The organism is Pseudomonas sp. H3_E04, assembly GCF_054668915.1.
Genome location: NZ_CP162797.1, coordinates 2,144,618 through 2,165,478, shown reverse-complemented (window position 1 = coordinate 2,165,478; position 20,861 = coordinate 2,144,618). Strand labels below are relative to the sequence as shown.

General features: G+C 58.7%; 6 protein-coding genes and 1 pseudogene. 1 reads left to right on the top strand and 6 read right to left on the bottom strand.

Annotated features, from left to right (window positions below; genetic code table 11):
* Window position 1: 1 nt before the first annotated feature.
* From AB4N53_RS09660 to AB4N53_RS09650, 3 genes are read right to left on the bottom strand one after another with little or no spacing between them, the layout of a single operon-like run.
* The gene (locus tag AB4N53_RS09660) at window positions 2-4,624 is read right to left on the bottom strand and encodes a SpvB/TcaC N-terminal domain-containing protein (protein ID WP_460120099.1); all 4,623 of its coding nucleotides are present in this window, start codon (window positions 4,622-4,624) and stop codon (window positions 2-4) included.
* Window positions 4,621-9,450, bottom strand: a complete 4,830-nt coding sequence (locus tag AB4N53_RS09655; RefSeq protein WP_460120097.1) for a Tc toxin subunit A-related protein — start codon at window positions 9,448-9,450, stop codon at window positions 4,621-4,623. The genes AB4N53_RS09660 and AB4N53_RS09655 overlap by 4 nt, the downstream gene beginning before the upstream one ends.
* 9 nt (window positions 9,451-9,459) lie before the next feature.
* Window positions 9,460-13,053 (bottom strand): Tc toxin subunit A, encoded by a 3,594-nt coding sequence (locus tag AB4N53_RS09650; RefSeq protein WP_460120095.1) that lies wholly within the window; start codon window positions 13,051-13,053, stop codon window positions 9,460-9,462.
* A 292-nt stretch (window positions 13,054-13,345) separates the two neighbouring features.
* Here AB4N53_RS09650 and AB4N53_RS09645 point away from each other — a divergent pair, with 292 nt between their 5' ends.
* Window positions 13,346-17,602 (top strand): hypothetical protein, encoded by a 4,257-nt coding sequence (locus AB4N53_RS09645; protein ID WP_460145116.1) that lies wholly within the window; start codon window positions 13,346-13,348, stop codon window positions 17,600-17,602.
* Window positions 17,603-17,685: 83 nt separating this feature from the next.
* Here the strand turns inward: AB4N53_RS09645 and AB4N53_RS09640 are convergent.
* The 3 genes and pseudogenes from AB4N53_RS09640 to nuoM form a co-directional block, all read right to left on the bottom strand.
* Window positions 17,686-17,778 (bottom strand): annotated as a pseudogene (locus AB4N53_RS09640) (transcriptional regulator); the annotation flags it as partial.
* Window positions 17,779-17,842: 64 nt separating this feature from the next.
* A complete protein-coding gene (gene nuoN, locus AB4N53_RS09635; protein WP_101159113.1) occupies window positions 17,843-19,306 on the bottom strand; it encodes an NADH-quinone oxidoreductase subunit NuoN in 1,464 nt (487 codons plus the stop codon).
* 7 nt (window positions 19,307-19,313) lie between these two features.
* Window positions 19,314-20,846 carry an NADH-quinone oxidoreductase subunit M gene (gene nuoM / locus AB4N53_RS09630; protein WP_016775285.1) on the bottom strand — a complete coding sequence of 511 codons (1,533 nt, stop codon included), beginning with the start codon at window positions 20,844-20,846 and terminating at the stop codon, window positions 19,314-19,316.
* Window positions 20,847-20,861 lie beyond the last annotated feature (15 nt).

Below are 20,861 nucleotides of genomic sequence, written 5' to 3'. Positions count from 1 at the left end.
TTCATGTCCACCAGTTACGGCGCCGTTGTTCCGGTGGGGGCTCGAACAGGTCGTTTTCGTCGAAGGCGACGTTACACCAGATCCAGTACCAGACTTCCCGGCGCAGAGGTTTGAGCGTCGGCGGGTTGCCTTGCAGCATTTGCTTGGCCAGCACGGTTTCGGTCGGACGGCCCGCCGCATCGTAGAACTGTTGGTCGTGGAAGGCATGCTGACGCATCGAGCGGTCGTTGATGTAACGCGGTTGATCGGCGAAGTAGGGCCGGTAAATCCGTACCGTTTGGCCTTTGTTGTTGTATTCCACCGGTTCGCTGACCCGCCAGCGTCGCTTGGCCTCGACGTCTATCGGCTTGCCATCGTCGTCGAGGACCAGTTCGCCGTTGTCATTGACTTGCCACGCCAGGCCCGGCGGGACCTCATGTTTGGTCTGCAGGGTGCGGCCAAAGCCGTCCAGGCAGACGATGCGGGTCCGCACTTGCATCTGCGGATCGCCAGGATAGCGGTCAGCCAGCAGTGTGACGGCGTACACCGGCTCTTGCTGGGCCGCGTCGATTTGTTGCTGGAGCAGTATTTCGTTGGCGTCGGGCTTTTCCAGGTCTTCAAGATGTTGACGGGCGCGGTCGCAGAGGTGCCCGTCGGGCAGAATGAAACCCTGGTTCAGCGCCCAGGCCCACCAGTCCGGGGAGGGCGGGGAGGTGCGGGAGACGCGACCCATCCAGCTGAAAGTGTCCCAAAAGCTGACACTGGCGAAATTGCCGATGGCCTGCCTCGGATAGTCGATGGCGATTGCCGGGTCGCGGTCCTCGGGCGGGATGTAAGTCTCCAGTGCATCAAACCCCACCGGTTCGCCCAATTCGGTGCCATGGAAACTGCTTACCAACGGTTCACCGAAGGCGTTATAACGCGCTTCTTGCCGGTTGCGGTTGGCGTCTTCGATGGTCGCAGGAAGGAAGGTGCGATAGTCCACATCGAGGCTGCGGGTCGTGCAACCGTCGGGCAAGGTCACGGCGGTTGTCAGACACCAATACGCGTCATAGGTGATCAGCGTCTCGCCGTGACTGCGAGTTTCGCGGTATTTCTGTACGTTAAAAAAACCGTCGAGCGAGTGGTAGATGGGGAAGCCTCGGTGCACCGACCACAGGTAGTTTTTTGCGTCGTCGGGGTCGGCTGGCGGGTCTTCTTTCACCGCCGGCAAAAACAGCGACATGATGTGGTAACCCACCTCCGGCGATTCGAGTTTTTCTTTCAGGTTGAAGGGCATGCTGCCATCCACCGCGAGTTTGTCGTAAGCGCCAAGGGCGACGGCGTCCAGTTCGGCCGTCTCCAGACAGGCAGGCAATCCCTCGAAAGTCGCCTCGCCCGGTTCCAGGGTTGTGCCGCTGCGAGGGTCGATGTAGCGCTGCAACGACAATGCCGACAACCGCGCTTGCTGCGCCCATTCGCCACTGTCCTCGCTTAGCAACAGAAAGTGCTCATGGGTGACGGTTTCGCGGCTCAATGCGGTTTTATCCAGCACCAGTGCATTGCTGCGCTGGCGACAGGCCAATCCAAGGCGCCATGCCTCTTCATTCGGCAGATGAATCGGCTCGGAGCGGACTTGCGTCAAATACCATTTTTGCTGTGCATCGTCATGAGCATCTTTCCACCACTTCTGCTGATGCTCGTCGGAAAACGGCGGTGTATCGCTGCTGGTTTTGCGGCGTGCGTAGTTCACGCTGAAGGCATGCTCCACGGTCCCGTATGGGTCCCATTTCAGATTCAACTGGTGCTGGCACAACGGATCATCGGCGATGGTGGGCTCGTATTGGTAACTGATGGATTCTACGTCCAGGGGCAGTATCACCGCGTAAGGCTGGTGTTTGCCCTTCGGGCGCAGCACCCGCGCGCCGTAGCGATGCTCCTGCACCACGTAGGGCACGGCGCTCGCCGGATCGTCATCGGCCGCGAAGATTTCCGAGCGCATGACCCGGCCGCTCAGCGTGCGGGCGATCTCCCGGGCGCTGTCGTCATCGACTTCGGTCAAGGGCTGCGCGAGGCGATCATTGAAGTGGTAGTTCTGCAGCAGCGTTGATCCGAGATCGACCGCGTCAGCGTCACGGGTGTAGTACCCGGCCCTTGACGCGTCGATGATTTCGCCGGTGTGGAACCAGGTCTTGCTGAGGATCGGTGCGGTGAACCCTGCCGTCGCACGCGCGGCCGCCGACGCTTCGGTGTCACTTTGCAGGAGCAGGCGAAAACCACGGAACTCGCGCTCGCAACGGTCGTAGTAACCGCCCCGGTATTTGAAGGTCTGCTTCAAGGCGGTGCCAGTGATCTCGTCGCACTGGGTCTGCTCGCTTACCAGGTGCATAGCCATGGGCAGGGCGGACGCCGGTCTGGTGACACCGGTAGCCTGCAACTCACGTTTTTCGTCCAGCCATTCCTGGGCGGAGCTGCGGTAGTTCACGCCCGTACTGGCGCCCATGTTGTTGCAACTGCGGTTGAGCAGATACGGCTTGGCTTTGACAAAGTCGTAGCGCCAGTGCCGTGGCGACATGTGGGGTAGCGTCACGATCAGGCTGGAGCAACCCAGGCCTTGCAGATCGGCGCTGCTGACCTGCCACAGCGGATCGTAGGAAAGGCCCTCGGGCCAGGCGAGATCGACGGAGGTCTGCTGGAAGCCGCTGCCCGCATGGTTCATGAACACACGCAGGCGCTCGCTTTCCAGATAGATCAGGTCGGCAGCACCGGAACCGTCGAGGTCAGCGAGCAAGAGCTGGGACGCGTTGAATTCGCTATAGGCGAAGGGCAGGGCGCACAGTACGAAGCCTTTGCCAAAGCGGCCACGGCCAAGATTCGGCCAGCATTTGACCTCGTCATGACGAACGCGCACCAGATGTTGCTGGCCGCTGCCGAGCACATCGGCGAACGCGACGACTTCGGTCGCAGAGTTGCTGAGCACGGGCAGCTCATCGACATCGCCAGCGGCGTTTTTCTCATCGCGGAGTACATCGATGGCTTCGGCAAAACCCGTCGCGCGCCGGTTGGCGTACAAACGAACACTGCGCGGGCCGATCAGCGTCAGGTCGCTGAGACCGTCGCCTACCAGATCGCTCATTTGCGCCATCGGATGGAAGAATTCACTGGGAAACGCGTCGAAGCTCACGAAACCAGACCAGTTGCGATCCGGGTCGAGAGTGAAAAATCCGCACATGCCCGGCGTGGCGACGACCCAGTCGAGCTTGCCGTCGCCGGTCAGGTCAGTGAGGGACTGGCGCACGGGTTTGCCACGGTCGGCAGGCGGCACATGATCAAGGCGTTGCCAGTCGCTGTAGCTGACGTCGTCGCTGCCGGCTTCGCCGCGCAACGGCTCGCGGTAATACCAGGCCTGGTCATAGCGACACAGGATGCCTGCCAGCCCTTCACCGTACAGATCGACCATTTGGTATTGCTGACCGTCGTTGAGGCCGGGCGTGTCGGGGAATTCCGTCCAGCCTTGCGGCTTCGAGGCGAGGTCGAATGCGTTGTAGCTGAACTCCGTTGGCGGTCGGTTTTCAATCTGGTCGAGTCCGTCGAAAGCTTGCTGATGAGCCGCAATCAGGTGGTTGTAGCCCAACGGACAGGCGCGGTATTGCAGCAGCACGCGCTGAACCAGCACGGGATCAGGTCCCAGTTCCTTGGGGAAATGATGAAACATCAGCACTTGTCGGCACAGACGCCGGGTGCCTGATTCGAAACCGTAGGCGTAGATCCAGAAGGGGTCGCTGCGTTCAGGCCACGGATGTTGTTCGGCGTAAGTCGGCACCTGTTCCAGATCGGTGCTGCGCTCGCCATAGTCGAACAGCAGATGAAAGTGCCAATGTTGCTTCTGCCAGCTGCCGGTGTCCCAGGCGTAGAGGTGCGGGTAAGCCTTTTCGTTGCCATAGCGCACGCAGCCGAGATAGCGCTGAGCGCGATAGTCCCGATATTGCGGAGGCACCGGTAGCTCGTTTTCCGCTTTATATTCGTAGACGATGTGCTCTCCGCGTGTATTGAGGCTTTCCTCGATCAGCCAGACGCCGACACGCTGCGGGGCGTTCGGGTCGGCCCGGCGTGAATTGGCGGTGGTGCCATAGATGTGCAGGCTGCCGTCTGCACCGTGAATCAGCCAGAAACCGGCCTTGTCTGCCGCATTCGACCAATGCTCGATCAAGGAAAATGCCCCCTCGACCCGTGGCCAGTGGCGTACCACGTCATAGGTTTGCGGCAGGGTCAGGCCGTTGTAGCTCGATGCGCTGCGCGCAATCAGCGCGCCGTCGCTTTCCTTTCGCTCGGGCATCCATACATCGCCGTCTGGCCCGACCACCTGGTCGGTACCGTCATACATCGGCACCCCTTTGACGGTGCGCAAAGTGATGGCGTTCACCGTCAATTGCCAGCCGATCCCGCAGGGGCTGTTGCCCGTGCCACTGCTGTAACCGAGACCCAGCGCCGGGGCAAAACCGCGCCCCGGGGAAATCGGCAACGGTAGTTCCAGCGAGGCGGTGCCCCGGGTGCCTACGCCGGCCGATCCTTTACCGATGCTCTGAATGGCGCCGCCGCCCTTGGGCAGGCTCGGGGTGTTGATTTGTATTGTCGACTGCTGTTGTGGCGCCTGTTGTTCGTTCATAGCGAGCCGCCTTCGCATCGAGCGGTGTAATACACATGCACGATGACGTTGTGGAGGCGCTGAAGGATGTCGTCCTGGCCCTCGGGGAAGGTCAGGATCCAGCGTGAAATAGCCCCTGTGTACTCGAACGGCAGGTAGCGTTCATCCTGGAAGTTGAGCTGGAACATGCCGTTGTCTTCCAGCGATGTCGACAGGGCAATCTGCTGACTGGATCGAAGGTTTTCTTTGACACTGCTGTCGACTGTGGCAGCCATTTCGACCTTGCTATAGGTCTGTTTCAGCACTGCGCGGATATCTTGATAGGGCCCGAGGATGGTCGGCAGCGTCACGCTGATCGTCTTGATTCGACGCAGGTAATGATTCTGCCCGGCGTAATCATCGTCGAACATTTTCTGTGTCAGTTCGAACTCACACGTGCCGTTGTCCAGCAGCGATGTTTTGATCTCTGCCCACGATTTATTGATGGTTGAACTCGGGTCCCTGGCCTGCAAGTCCTTGAGCGACAGGGTTTTCCTGATTTCCAGATCGCGGCGGTTTTGTTGCACGTACTGGCTGTGCATCTGTTGCAGGCTCATCTTCAATTCTTCCCCGGCACCGAGGCCGCGGTAGGTGGCATTCCACGCGCCGGGACGGATGAAGGTTTGCGTGAAGTCGCCCATTTCGTATTGCCAGCAAGCCTCGGCGGCCTGGCACAGCGATTGTGCGGTGGTGAAGGCAGTGTGGTAGAAACCGGCGAATTTGCTGTTGAGCCAGTCGTAGGTCTGCGAGCGGCTGAAGCGATTGCTGCTCAGCAGAAAATCGTGGGTGGCCTTGGCCTGGTTGAGCGCGGTTTGCGCCTGACGCAGTTGCAGCTGGGTGGCTTTGTGTTGTTCGTCGTAGACGGCGAGCTGGGCCTTGATTTGTTCGGCTTCGAGTTTTGCCTGGTCGCGGGCCTGCGTCCATTCCTGAGAGCGACGCCGGTATTGTTCGATGCGGTCCATGGTCTGGCCTGCACCGAAGGCGAGTGTTGAACCCATTTGCATATGGGATGCAGCACCAAAAGCAGCACCCTCCAGGCGTGCACCACCGAACGACATACCAAATATGTTCGGTGCTGTTGTTAGAGCGTGGCCGATTCCCTGGGCGACGGTGGCTCCAGTCTGTGCAAGATTCCCTATCAGGTAAGCGGCTCCCGCGCCGATTTCCAAGGAGCTGACACCTTCTTTCAGCAATTCCTCGTAATAAACGACACGCCCGGCAATGACGTCCTGACTCGCCAGCAACGCCTCCTTGTTTTTTTCATCAATCTTCGCGGCCTGAACCTGTATCTCCACAGCCGCCTTCGCCAAATTCCACGCCTGTTGCTGTTGCAACTCCAAGTATTGCACCTGCTCCTTGCGTTCGATCAGCGAAAGGATTGTCGCGCCCAACTGGGTCGCAGCTTCCGCCGCGCTCTGCGCCAGAGCGCTCATGAAACTGTAGCGGCAGTGGGGAATCTGCGGGTTCAACAAGCGGTTGAGCGCCGCACCGGACAGTCCCTGGCCCCACGCGGCCAGCAGCGCGCGCGGGTCCAGCGGCGTAGCGAACAACGGCAGGTTCAGCGCAGTGCCGGCCATGTCGAGGTTATGCCGCAAGTTGTACAAGCGGCTCTCGGCACGTTCCCAGTGCATGATCAGTTCGGGGTTGAAGGGGCGACGGAAATACGCATTGTCGACGCTTGTCAGGAACGAATCATCGCCATCAGGTCGCAGGCACAGCAGGGGGGCTGCCTGCGAAGCCGGTGCCCTGCCAATTCGCAATGGTGGCTGTTGTTGCAGCTGCTGTTGTGCGGCGATCAGGCGCAGTTCGAATTCACGCAATTGCGCATTCTTCGACGAACTCAACTCGTCGAGCGTGATCGGCAACCAATCGTCGACCTGGCGCACATCCGGGCGCGGCCCCAGCAGATCCATGATGTGAACGTAGCGCAACTTGGCGTCGGCCAGTCCGTCCGGGGTCAGCTCTGCGTAAGCCAGATCGGCCTGGCGGCTCTCGATTTCGATAAACAGTTTCCACAGTGCCTTGCGAAAGTGCACCGGAAAGCTCAGGGCAATCTGATGCGGGTCTTCCGGGTGCAACGTGGCAAGACCGGGCTCAGGTGACACGGGTTCTACCAACGGCACGGCCTGCCAATAACCGGGATGGCCGGGGGCGGCGCTCTGTCGTGTCGGGTCATACAGATACGCCAGCCACCGTTTCGCCTCGTCGTACTGCTGTTCTTCGTTCAAGCGGTAGGCCACCAGCCATGGCAAGTACAGGAACAGCTCGAGGAAATACAGGTAGTAAGCGCCGGAGAAATCCATCGGCTGTGCGCCGAGGTCGTCGGGAATAGGAGGTTCTTTCATATGCTGACTGTCCCAGCTCAGCAGTGTATCCATGCCGCTTTCGGCACGATTGATCAGTTGCCTGGCGAAAACGGTGTTCATGCGGATGGGCGCGCGCGCGACTTCTGCTTCAGCATCGCTGTGCTGAATGCTTGAATTGGTAAAGTCGATGAACTGAGCCTTGCCCAGGGACGGGCTGTCGCCCTGAGTCGGGTCCAGCACGCTGTCGATGCTCGGAGCAATTTGCACCGTTGTTCCTGTTTCTTCGCTCCAACTGATGGACAACGCCCTCAGGGCTCCGCCGGCAAGCGCCACTCCAGTCCAATGCCATTTATAAATCAGGACCCCGTAAATAAGCGGAATTGCGATGTCCTCTTTCTTGTCTGGCCATGTAACAGGCCAGCCATCTGGCTGGTAAGTCGTCTGATCGATCGAGAACGTATAAGACAGCTCGGCATCCTTTGCCAATCGACTGACAAGGCCAGATTCTTTCAGCGTGCGCATTTGCTCAAAATGTTCGGGCGTGACTTCGCTCACCTGCAGCGGGTGAGCGATGAACTGCTTGTAAAAATAAGGCCCGATCTGTTCCACGCCCAAGGTGTTATGGAGGAGCAATGAATGCCATCCACCCGAGTAGGTTCTGCATTCCGTGATATGGATTGGCGACCCCACGACCATCAGCTCTTCCAGCATCTGCTTGTAGAGGCGTTTGCCCGTGAGTGACGCGGCGTCGCCCCTTTTTGTGGCAGGCAAGGCAAAAGTGTCGCCGCCTGAGCCGTCGATGATCAGGTTCTTTCTGCCCCTGCTGTCGGTGAACATGTGTGTCGCATCTTGCCGGTCCAGCCAGTCAGTGCCTGGCGTAATGGTCGATCCTTCGAGCAATGTGTAGCGTCGGTCGTGGAAGCTGGATTCGTTGATCACCAGTTTCAACTTGAAAAGCTCAAGATCAGGATTGGTCCTGTCTTTGATAGAGATCTCCAGGGTGCGCGTCTCGTTGAATTCTTCGTTCAGCTTCAATGTCAGCTTGATAGTGGAACTGCCCTTGTCATACACCAGTTCCTGGTCTTTGTTGCTTTGCTGGATGCGAGGCTGCCAGCCGCTGAAGTTCCAGTTTTCTGACGCTGGATAGGTGTCCGGGTGTTCGACGCCGCCAAACTGTAAAATCCCATTTGGAAGCCAGTATTGAAGTCGCCGGGCATTCTGTTCCTGACTGGCGAAAATGTGGCCAATCAGCAAAACATGTCCCCTGCTTTTGTCGTCCTTCGTGTCGATTGGCGCTGTGCCCAAAGAGGATGGCGCAGGAACCCAGCCTCCCGCCGGATAGAGCGATGACACATGGAAATTCTTGTCGATCCGCAAGGTTCTTAAAAAGTCATAAGTGTCCTTGTCACCCGTGTTATCACCCTCAGCGGCTTCATAGCCGCTGTAAAGCGCCAAAAACATCGATTCCGGTGATGTCGAATGGTCGTATACCGCAATCGTCTGCGTCTCCCGTTCTATCTCTTCCAGTGGTTTTGCGACCAGATCGTCTGTCTGGCAATAACGCTCGATATAGACACGAGGCGTGCTCCAGGTGTCGTCGTATTTCTTGTAGCTGGCATACAACCGGAACCGTGGATACAGCCTGACGGTTTGCGCTCGTGCTGCTTCGGCAATGGCATCTGCATCCTGAAGTTCCACCTCGGCCCAGATCACGAACAGACGGTTGTTGAACCAGCACGGGCGAACGGTGTGTTCAAGCGCTTTTTCCGAAATGGGTACGTTGGCTCTTTGCCAATCCGACCAGGCATCGGGTTGCGGCTTGTCATATTTGGCCGGGGTTTCGCCTGACGCACTCGCTGGCACTTTTACCGCGCGCTGGGACATGTCGAGTGAGCGCCAGTACCAAGCGTTTTCGGCGGGGGATTTGCCGATGAAGTAATAGATGCTGTTGGCAAAGTCTTCGCCATCGATGTAGCCATTGCAGATTTTCAGGTTGGCGATTTCTTCGAACCTGGCGAGGTAAGCCAGCACGGCTGTCTGTACCGTTTCGGGCTGAATCTGCGCCTGGTTGAGGTCATTTTCCAGTTGCTCGAAACTGGCGGTCCTGGTCAGGCGCAGGGTCGGGTCCAGATAGATATCCGGGAAGGTCCGCAACTGCTGGAGGGCGGCCCAGATCGGGTAGCGATCAAGGCCGTCGCGCCAGGTCTTGACTTGCAGTGGGGTAAAGCTGCTATCGCTGTAACCGGGTTCCAGGTTGAGCATCATGCTGTTGATCAGCTGCTGATAGCTGGCAATGGCACAGGCCACCGGACTGGTCGGCACATCCTGGCTGACCAGTACATCCAGCAACCAGAATTCATAAAGATCGTTGGCGGTCTTGATGCTGTGGGCCAGCTCGTGCTCGATCAGGTAAGGATCGTTGGGTACGGCTTCGTGCAGGTACAGGGCCAGCATCGCGTCACGCAATGCCTCGTTGAGCGGGGCGTCGAAGGCAGTAGTCATGATCGTTCCTTATGCGTTGTCACGTGAAACGTCAGGAGCAGAGTGGGTCGCCATGACCGCCTCACCGACGACCTTCCAGGCCAGCAGATCGCTTGCCTCACCCAATGCTGTGGCTTGCAACAGCGTCTTGGCTGACAAGCCGCTGGCCGTGCAAGCGGCCTGGCAACGACGTACCCAGTCGACGTGGGCCATGGAAGTCGCGCGTTCAGCGGGGAGGGTGCTGGTCAGCTCGGCAATTTCCGCCTCCGGCCACTCCAGCAAACGCGCGAGGGCAGCGTTGGCCGTTTCGCTGGCGAGCTGGCGCAGGGCCTTGTTTTTCAATTGCGGCTTGGGCGGATTGGCGCAGCTGAAATAGCTCAAGACACTGTCTTCGGACTGGCTCTGACTGTGAAACCAGTGACTGAAACGTTCGAGCAGGTAGAGATCGGAAAGCGAGGGCTGGCTGTTACTGCCTTCGTATTCCGAACCTCCCAGCCACGCGGGATTGACTAAAAACAGGCGCAGCGCGCTATTGCTCAAACGTAATTGTCTGGCGATCTCGGCGTGGCGAGCTACCCGTTGATAGACCTCGATCAGCGCCGGGGAGGGCGCTGGGCCATCGAGCGCTTGCAGCAAGATGTTGTAGGTCGAGGACCACGCCCAGTGGATTACCGCCCGACAGCAATCCGGCGCCAGCTTGGCGGCTTCATGAAACAGCCCTTCGAGCAACTGCGCCTGGCGGTCGTGTACCTCGAGCAGGAACTTGATGATTTTGTCTGCGCAAGCGGCTTTCACCTGTGGAGACAGTTCGAGAAGTTTGAGTGCCTGATCCACATCGATCCGCAACCAGACAGCGCTTTCATCCACCAGCGTCAGCGGATGATCAAGGCCGGACAGCAGGCCATCAGCACTGATCAGCTCGTGTTCGACCAGCAGCCGGAACCAGTCGATTCTTGCTTGCTTGCGTTTGCCATCGGTCTGCAGCGGCAGACCCAGCGCGGTGACTTGCGCCTCGGTCACAAGGCTTTGCCGCGTGTCGTCCTGTAACTTCTTCAGGCGCGCGAGCAGCTCATCGGGCAGCGGCGTTTGCCCAGTCAGTCTGATTTGATGTTCGCTCTGCAACGCTTCGGCAGTTACCAACGCATCGTTACCCAGGCGTTGCTGTAACTGGGGCACGGTCTGTTGGCTATCCTTGAGCCAGTCAAACGCCCAATCCAGTTGCATCAGCACATCGAGGATGTCCGGTTTTGCTTCGGCAATCGGTGTATTCAAGCCACCGCTGGCCAGTACGGTTTTGTACGACGAGCCGCCGAGAAGTCCCGCCAGCCCCAGCAAATCTTCCACCGAGTGGCCGAACAGCCGGGCAATCCGGGCCTGGCGGTAGAGCGAGGAGACGGTGGGCAAGTCGCGCTTGAGCGTGCCCAGGTGCTTTTCGGTCTGACGGGCAATCAACAACAGCGCGTCTTCTGTCGGTTGCACACCGAGCCCGGCGCAGACTTGCAGCAGGGTTTTCTGCGTCGCGGCATCGGGGGCGGCCAAATCGATGGGCGTCTGATCGAGAATCAGCGGTGTGTCGAACAACTGCACGCGGTTGAACACCTGATCGAACATCGGCACCGCGTCCTTGCCGCTGGCATAGGGACTGAGGTCGTGCATCAGCGCCGCGAACTCTTCAGGTTCGATGCTGTAGCGCTGGCTCAGGTAACGATAGACGCCCAAGGCACGCAGGGTGTTTTCGTTGAGTTCCATGCCAAGGTTTGCCTCACCCTCAGCGCGGATGGCACTGATGATCAAAGTGTCGAGTCTGGCGAAAGGAATGCCGGTCCAGCGTTGCAGGCGAATCATCCGTTGCAGGCGATCAAGACGATCAAGTGAGGTTTTGCTCAGGCGCCATTGCTTGCTGTCGCCCGATTCGATCTGGTCCAGGCCTATGGCGGTGTCTGATTCGTCACGCAGGACTGTTTCAGATGGCGGATCCGGCTCGCTCCCGTCCGGATCGGCGCCGGGGCCGGTGCCATTGACGTAACAGGCGCCGTAAAGGTTTGGATGAGGAAACTCGACAACCTCCCTGGTAGCACTGCGACGTGCAACTGTGTTGGGCGTTGGATGCAGGTATGGACAGTTGGGCGACATGCGCCCTGCGTAGCTGCGGCGGGCCACAAGCTGCTCGACCTGTCCGGCGTTCAGGCCGGTGTGTTGCATGAAGTCGGTCAGCAGAATCAGTTGCCATACAGGCGAACCGCCGGTGACTTCGATGCCATAGGCTTTTCTGAAGAAATCCTGCTCGGTGGTTGTGAGGGTGTAATGGTCATCCAGGGTAAAGGCGAAGCGTTGTCTGGCCAGATGGACTGGTTCTGCGGTGGTTCCGGTGGCGGTAATCAGATCGAATCTGGCGGTGTAGCCCTGTTCGGTTGGCGTTGGAATGTCATCAGCCTTGAAGTTCACTCTGATGGAGTGGCCTGCAGCGTGCAGGCGATTGACCAGCCATCCAGCCCCGGGCAAGGTGCTGGAGTTCAGACCGATACTGGCCGGTTCGGTCTTATCTTCTTTACGAAACGTCAGCGAGACAACGGTTTTGCCCCCCTCTGCATCTGTTGGCCCATCCGCCAACGGATTCGCGGCCACCCCATCAGGCTGCCCCGACGGCAGCAAGTAACACTTGCTCGGCGTGGTATACGGGCGCAGATACGCGGTCAGTGGGCTTTGCCAGCCTTCGAGCAGATCACTGCGGGTCAGATAAAAATGGCTGAATACCGGAGGTTCGATCAGCAATTGCTGTTGTTGCGGACTCAACCCGCACATCAGCCGTTGTGCCTGTAGCGGCGGTTGCTGTAACTGGCCGTAGTCGTTGCTTGCCATCTCTTTTATCGGGAGCAACAGACTGGCCCGATAACTCAGTTCGCCCAGACGCGGCTTTTTATCGGCCAGCCCTAGTTGGCACTGGTGATGATAGAAGTTGTAGGGCAGTTCGAACGGATAGCGCCGTTCGGCCAGTACCTGGTGGGTGGATTTGCTCTTGTCGGCGGGACTGCTATCCAGATGAGTGCGCAAGTGACTCTCCAGCACCTGCGTGACAATTTCCAGCATTGGCCTTGGGGTAAAAGTACTTTCCCGGGTGATCAACAGGTCTTTCAAATCACGACGACGCTCATCCATCAGCAGTCGCGCGGGATCTTTACTGGTCTCCTCCAACTGCCGGGAAAATCTTCGCAGTGCATCCAGATAGGCCACGGCACTGTCGTTGGCAGCAATGACCCCGACCTTGGCGAACTCGTCCCAGTTCTCATTGAACAGTCGTTGATAGGTCGCGCCTTGCGGTACCAGTGCACGAATACCACTGCGATGAGCAAGTTGTGCAGACGCGCCGGAAGAGGTCTGGTGTTCGCGGAACAAGCGTGAGATCAGCGCCGCATACTTCGACGCATTGTCGTAGGCCAGGTCGGCATCGGCGTCGCTGTACCGGGCGAGCTGGCGAGCGAACGCCGGTTTGGATAAACGCACGATATCGAAAACCGACGTGAAGCCCATTTGTTGCATGGCTGTGGGGAAGTCGCTGCGGCCTTTTTTCAATGGAGCGTCGAACTTGATGAGGGCGTTTAACAGCGAGGGGGTGTCGTCGGCCATGACTTTGATTCTCCTGCCGGAAGGGGAGGCATCCGAAATGCCTGACAGGATCAAATTAACGACAAAATAACCGCTAGTAACCTGTCAAACCTGACAGGTCGACGGGTCCTGCTTAGATCATTTGGTTAAGAATTTTACTTTTTTAGATGCATCTAGCTAATGAGATTTTGCCACTTCACGCTCCACCGTTCGTCGGGACTGTCAAAGTTGACAGGTACGCGCAGATGGTGTCGAAGTCGAAAATCGCGTCTTCGACGCTGGCAATTGCGTCAGGAGAATGGGAGCGATGGAAATGGATGAAGAAAACGAGCTGCTGCCAAATGGCTTGTGGCCGGCGCCGTTGATCTTGTCACCGACGAGTAACTCTACAGTGTCGCCCGGCGGCTTCAATATCGTCGCTATATCTCCTGGAGGAATCACCGACAGTTGGAAAATTGAATGCTGGGGAGAAGCAACTGACCATCATGGGTCAGAAGGTGAGTGGGTAAAGCTGGAGCATTGGGTGCCCGATACTTCTTTCGATCGATTGGGTGCGCACTTCAATTTCAAAGTCAGGTACAAGCAGGCCTGGATCTGGAGTGATTGGGCTGAATGTCACAATTTGTATGTGCCGCAACCCAAACCGCCCAGACCGACCATCAACACGCCGCCTTACCCGTCGGCGGTCAGACAGGCGCTGACTATTACCGGCGTCGTTGCCGGCAACGTCATGCTGCAAATTTCCACCGCTGCAGGCGCACCGGTGGCTGGCAGTTTCACTGGCAGTGGCAATACGCGCACCTTTACGCCAAGCGCGAATTGGGCAACAGGCCTCACTTGGATCAAGGTCGTTCAAACTGTAGATGGCTTGCCTTCAGACCCGAGCGATCCTGTTTCCCTTGCAGTGAAGCCATCCAGTCCCGCCATATCTGCGCCACCCAAGCCTGCCTCAGCAAGACAGATACTGACCATTACCGGCGTCGTGGCAGGTAACGTCATGCTGCAAATGTTCAGTGAAGCAGGCGCATCGGTTGCTGGCGATTTCACTGGCAGTGGTACAACGCGTACTTTTACGCCATCCTCGGACTGGGTTGCAGGCATCCGGGTCACGGTCGTTCAATTCTTGGATGGAGTGGCTTCGCATCCGAGCAATCTTGTTTCTATTCCAGTTAAGCCCTCCCGACCATCCATCACACCGCCGCCCAGCCCGGCCTCGGTCATGCAGACCCTGGAGATAACTGGCGTCGTGACGGGCAACGTTCCGTTGCAGATGTCTACCGAGGAAGGCTCACCGGTGGATGGCAGTTTCATAGGTGGTGGCAACTCACGCACTTTTACGCCGATCTCAAGATGGGATGCAGGCACCACCCGGGTCAAGGTGGTTCAAACCGTAGAGGGTGTGGCTTCGGATCCGAGCGATCTTGTTTCCATCGTAGTGAAGCCACCCAGACCAGCCATTACACCGCCGCTCAATCCGGGGCCGGCAAGACAGATACTCATCATTACCGGCGTCGTCGCAGGAAACGTCACGCTGCAAATATCCACCGAGGCAGGCGGACAGGTTGCAGGCACTTTCAGCGGTAGCGGCAACATACGCAATTTCACTCCAACAGCCGACTGGATTGCAGGCACCACCCGGGTCAAGGTGGTTCAAACCGTAGAGGGTGTGGCTTCGGATCCGAGCGATCTTGTTTCCATCGTAGTGAAGCCACCCAGACCAGCCATTACACCGCCACCCAGCCCACCCGAGATCAGGCAGGCGCTGATCATCACCGGCGTCGTGACAGGTAACGTTACGCTTCAAATGTCCACCGAGGCAGGCGCACCGGTGGCGGGCGCTTTCACTGGCAGTGGAAGCACGCGTACTTTTAGGCCAGCTTCGGACTGGGCTGCTGGCTCCAGAGTCAAGGTCGTCCAAACTGTAGGCGGCGTGGCCTCGGATCCGAGCGAAATTGTTTCCATTGGAGTGAGGCCATACAGACCTGTTATTGAAAGGCCGCCCATCCCGACTTCACCAAGACAGAGACTGACTATTACCGGCGTCGTGATAGGTAACGTCACGCTGCAAATGTCCACCCAGGAAGGTGAACCGGTGGCTGGCGATTTCACTGGCGGCGGTACCTTTATTTTTACGCCAACCCTGGAATGGGCTACAGGCGCCACCTATGTCAAGGTCCGTCAAATCGTTGGGGGCGTTCCTTCATCTTGGAGCGATGTTGTTTTAATCACAGTGAAGCCATCCAGACCGGCCATCACTCTACCGCCTGATCCGACCCTGCCGAATCAGGCGTTGACCATTACTGGCGTCATAGCAGGTAACGTCACGCTGCGACTGACCACAGAGAAAGACGCAACGGTGGTTGGCGACTTCACTGGCAGCGGAAGCACGCGCACTTTTATGCCAGCTTCGGACTGGGCTCCAGGTATCAATCGGGTAAAGGCCGTTCAACTCGTAGGTTTGGTAAGTTCGGATCCGAGCGATCTCATCTTCTTCTTAGCGAAGCCATCCAGACCAGCCATCACACCGCCGCCCCGGCCAGCCTTAGCAACACAGACACTAGCGATTACCGGCATCGTGGCAGGTATCGTCACCGTCCGAATGTCCACCGAGGGAGGCGCACCGGTGGCTGGCGACTTCACTCCGAGCGGGGCCGACGGCCTCTTCACACCAGCGGAGGACTGGTCGCCCGGCGAAAACACCGTCTACGTCATACAAACAGTAAACGGCATGGACTCCGACGCCAGTGATCCCTGCACCTTTACCGTGGGGGAGACGGACCGGCCAGATGCCCCGCGAATCCAGCAACCGCAGGCGGGGGGCAGGACTTCGAGATTTCCCACCTTCGAGATCGCCGGCCTGCCAGGCGCGCGGCATACCATTCGCTTTGAAAAAGGCGCTACGTTGCACGAAGACACAGCGGATGCCGATGGCATCCTTACGTTCACGGTTGTGGACCCTTTGGTGCCTGGCACCATTGCCCTTGAGGTTAAACAAGCCAGTGGCGGGGTCGAGTCCGATTGGAGCGCGCCGCATCGGTTCACGGTCAAAGCGCCGCCTGCAACCCCGGTTATCACGGCACCACGGGCAGACTCCGAGACCTCACGCTATCCGAGTGTCCGAGGTACAGGTGAAACGGGAGGTGAGATTGTTCTGCGCCATGCGAAGGATCCCCAGGAACAATTTGCCTGTGTCGACGGTTCAACCCGATGGAGTTGGACCGCAAAGCAGGCGTGGTCGCTCGGAGACTATGCCGTGCAGGCTCGGCATACGGTCGACGGTGACAGTTCCGACTGGACCGAGGCTCGCTCTTTCAATGTGAGCGAGACCCGGTACGCCATCGGTGACGCCAATCCGGCCATAGGTGTGCCAGTGGTGGGCACGGAGCAGAGTGTGCTGTTGCGGGTTCAGGTGATCTCCGGTACCACCGGGGAGGCGGCTGCCGATGTAGAGGTGAAGTGGCGCATCAACGGCACAGAAGAACCGCTGGAGACAACCCACACCGATGCAACAGGGTGGACCAGCTATCGATATACCCCTGAAACGGCGGGCAAGCATGAAATCCTCGCCGACGCCACCGAGGAGAACGCCGGTGTTGCCTTGACCGAACTCTATGAAGTGAACGCCATGTTGGAAGACGACTGGTCGCAGGCAGCTGAGCTGTTTCTGGACGGGGCGCGAGTTGACCTGGCCGCAAGCGATCTCGTGCTGTTGAAAAAGAAGCTGCCCTATAAGCTGGAGCTGAAGGTTAACGACGAAAGTGTTTTGATTGGCTCTACCGTCACGTTGCAGAACTTCTGGAGTGTGAAGGAGCGTGGCCTGACCTTTATCCCTGATCTGGGCATGCCGCAGACGATAAACAAAGGATCGTCAGTCCATTGGTATATTTCTTCGGAAGAGGCGAATAGTGGTTTCTTCGGTTTGAGTCTGGCCAGCTCAATACTGCGCGACTGGGAACTGCCGGGACGCGTGGAAGCGGAGGACTGGGTTGATGGTGTCAAGATTGATCTTGACGGATTCCCACAAGTGTTTGGCGGCGCGTCGGCTTTCCCCTGCCTTGGGGCGTCACATACATTGACTGTTCAACCCCAGGACAGCAGTTTCTTGTTGGGCCAGGACGTGCTACTGGAGTTAAGTGCGCAGGCGGCCGATCTTGGCGTTACCGTGAGCCCGAGTAGCCCGCAGAAGCTCGGCGAGGACGGTGTGAGCTGGACATTGAACTGCGTCGACAGCACAAACCCCGGTGACTTTGCAGTGTGGTTGACGGTGCCGGCGCTGGATTTCATTTCGGCGGTGTTGCCAATGTCTCTGGGCCACAACAAGGTCAAGATATCTAAACGATTCGGCCCTCAGCAATGGGGAGGTTCCGCCTCTTATTGGAGGTATGGCATTTGCGCAACTTCCACCTTTACGGGGCAACCTGCGGCCAGGGTGCCGGTGACTGTCGCAGTGACTGACAAGCCAATCAATGTTTACCTTACTGATTACGAGGGTTGGGCATACGTCCATTACTACGATGGCGAATCTGCAAGTCTGACTATCCGCAACCGCTATGACGGAAGCAGTGGCTGACAACAGTGAGGCACCAGAGGTAGTCAACGCCTTTTCTCGCAAGAGAAAAGGCGTTTTCGTTTCTTTGGGTGAACCATCCGATATCAACCCAAAGCTGCGAGCTGTTCGATCGTCTGCGGACAACGCTGAACCAGACGAATCAGCGTCGTCGCCTGCGCATCAGGTGTGGCACGGCCTGTCACACAAAAAAAACGGCACCCGAAGGTGCCGTTTCTTATGGTGCCAGTTCTGAGGAAGCAATCAGCCCGCCAGACCCGCCTGCTGTACCAGCACCAGCAATGGCTGCGGGTATACGCCCAGGAAGAATGCAACCAGAGCGATGGCCAGCAGCATCACGCCGCCTGCCTTCTGTTCCCAGTGCAATTGGGCGTCGTGGCGACGCAGGTTTGGCTCGATCAGGTACAGGGTTACCATCACGCGCAGGTAGTAGAAAACGCCGATGGCGCTGCCCAGTACCAGTGCGCCGACCAGCCACCACTGACGCGTTTCGACGCCGCTGGCGATGATGTAGAACTTGCCGATGAAGCCGGCGGTCAGCGGGATGCCGGCCAGCGACAGCATCATCACGGTCAGCACCGCGGTCAGGTACGGACGGCGCCAGAACAGGCCGCGGTACTCGTACAGGGCGTCGGCGTCGCGGCCGTTGTACGGCGAGGACATCAGGGTGATCACGCCGAACGCGCCGAGGCTGGTGATGACATAAGTCACCAGATAGACGCCGATGGCTTCCACCGCCAGACCCTTGCTCGCCACCAGTGCGATCAGCAGATAGCCGAAGTGCGCGATGGACGAGTAACCGAGCAGACGCTTGAGGTTGCTCTGGGTCAGGGCCAGCAGGTTACCGAACAGGATCGAGGCGACCGCGATCACGCTCAGCACATCGCTCAGCACACCACTGCTGGCGGCAGGGGAGATCTGGAACAGACGCACCATCACCGCGAACACTGCAACCTTCGAAGCGGTGGCGAGGAACGCTGCCACCGGCGCCGGTGCACCTTCGTAAACGTCCGGCGTCCACAGGTGGAACGGTACCAGCGACAGCTTGAACGCCAGACCGATCAGCATCATGCCCAGGCCCAGTTGCGCCAGCGGGCTAGGCAGGCCGGTCGCGGCCAGGGCCTGACCGATGCCGACGAAGCTCAGCGAACCGGCGTCTGCGTAGAGCAGCGCCATACCGAACAGCAGGAACGCGGAACCGGCGGCCGACAGCACCATGTACTTGATGCCGGCTTCCAGCGAACGCTTGTTGAAGAAGGCGTAAGCCACCAGACCATAAACCGGTACCGAGAGCAGTTCCAGACCGATGAACAACCCGGCCAGGTGCTGCGCGCTGACCAGAACCAGACCACCGGCGGCGGCCATCAGGATCAGCAGGTACAGTTCTTCGCGATTGCCCGGGTAGCCCGAACCGCCATCACCCAGATAAGCGTGGGCGAGGGTGACGCAGGCGAGGGTGGCAACCAGAATCATCGCCATGTACAGGCAGGCGAAGGCATCGATCTGCAGCAACGGCGTCACCGCCAGCGGCGCGACTTTCAGAGCCGGCAGGATCGACAGCAGGGCCAGGTTCAGACCCGCCACCGAAATCAGGAAGGTCTGCGAGTGGTTGCGGCGCCAGGCGATTGCCAGCATCACCACGATAATGGTGAGGCTGGTGATCAACAGTGGCGCAAGCGCAATAAAGTGTTGAATCGTGAATTCCATAGCGCTCTTACCGGGCCGAAGCGAGTTGAGAGAAGGCGGTGCCGAGCCACTGCTGCACGCCATGCATGGTGGCGGCAGAGGTGTCGAGGAACGGTTGCGGGTAGACGCCGAGGTAAATCAGCAACACCGCCAGACCGAGCACCATGATCAGTTCGCGCGCGTCCATGCCGTGCAGCACCGCGTCGGATTTCGACGGGCCGAAGTAGGCACGGTGGATCATGATCAGCGAGTAGACCGAACCGAACACCAGACCGGAAGTGGCAATCGCCGTGACCCATGGAGCGCTGGCGAAGGAGCCGATCAGGATCAGGAACTCGCCGACAAAGTTACCGGTGCCCGGCAAGCCCAGCGACGCCGCCGCGAAGAACAGGCTGATCGCCGGCAGATACGCGATACGCGACCACAGACCGCCCATCTCACGCATGTCACGAGTGTGCAGACGCTCGTACAACTGACCGCTGAGGATAAACAGTGCCGCTGCCGACAGACCGTGCGCCAGCATCTGGATCACTGCGCCTTGCAGCGCCAGTTGGCTGCCGGAGTAGATGCCGATCAACACGAAACCCATGTGGGAGACGGAAGAGAAGGCAATCAGACGCTTGATGTCGGTTTGTGCGAACGCGAGGAACGCGCCGTAGAAGATCCCGATCAGACCGAGGGTCATGGCGATCGGCGCGAACTCCGCCGAAGCGTTCGGGAACAGCGGCAGGGCGAAACGCAGCAGACCATAGGCCGCAGTTTTCAGCAGGATACCGGCGAGGTCGACGGAACCGGCAGTCGGTGCCTGGGCGTGTGCATCAGGCAGCCAGGAGTGGAACGGTACGACGGGCAGCTTGACCGCGAAGGCGATGAAGAAGCCGAGCATCAGAATGTACTCGGTGGTCATCGACATCTTGGTTTTCAACAGGTCGGCGTAGTTGAAGGTGATCACGCCGGTATTGTTGAAGTTGACCAGCACCAGACCGAGGATCGCCACCAGCATGATCAGGCCGGACGCCTGAGTGAAGATGAAGAACTTGGTTGCTGCGTAGATCCGGGTTTTCTTGCCGTCCGAAGAACTGTGACCCCAGAGCGCGATGAGGAAATACATCGGCACCAGCATCATTTCCCAGAAGAAGAAGAACATGAACAGGTCGAGGGCGAGGAACACGCCGACCACACCGCCCAGGATCCACATCAGGTTGAGGTGGAAGAAGCCAACGTGACGTTGAATCTCTTTCCACGAGCAGAGTACCGAGAGGATACCCAGCAGGCCGGTCAGCAGGATCATCAACAGCGACAGGCCGTCGAGAGCCAGGTGCACGTTGATGCCGAAACGCTGGATCCAGACATGCTTGAACTCAAGCGCCCAGGTCGGATCGGCGCCCGGCGCCGGTGCGAATGAATAGTCACCGTGGGCCCACAGCCAGAGGCCGAGTGCGAGTTCCAGGGTCATGGTCAACAGCGCAATCCAGCGCGGGAGGGTAGCGCCGAAGCGCTCACCCATCCAGCACAGCAGGCCGCCGATGAAGGGGATCAGGATTAGCCAAGGCAGAATCATGACGGGCTCGTTTCC

Coding starts and splice junctions, on each gene's coding strand:
- AB4N53_RS09655 (WP_460120097.1), bottom strand. CDS start 9,450: ATGACTACTGCCTTCGACGCCCCGCTCAACGAGGCATTGCGTGACGCG.
- AB4N53_RS09650 (WP_460120095.1), bottom strand. CDS start 13,053: ATGGCCGACGACACCCCCTCGCTGTTAAACGCCCTCATCAAGTTCGAC.
- AB4N53_RS09660 (WP_460120099.1), bottom strand. CDS start 4,624: ATGAACGAACAACAGGCGCCACAACAGCAGTCGACAATACAAATCAAC.
- nuoN (WP_101159113.1), bottom strand. CDS start 19,306: ATGGAATTCACGATTCAACACTTTATTGCGCTTGCGCCACTGTTGATC.
- AB4N53_RS09645 (WP_460145116.1), top strand. CDS start 13,346: ATGGATGAAGAAAACGAGCTGCTGCCAAATGGCTTGTGGCCGGCGCCG.
- nuoM (WP_016775285.1), bottom strand. CDS start 20,846: ATGATTCTGCCTTGGCTAATCCTGATCCCCTTCATCGGCGGCCTGCTG.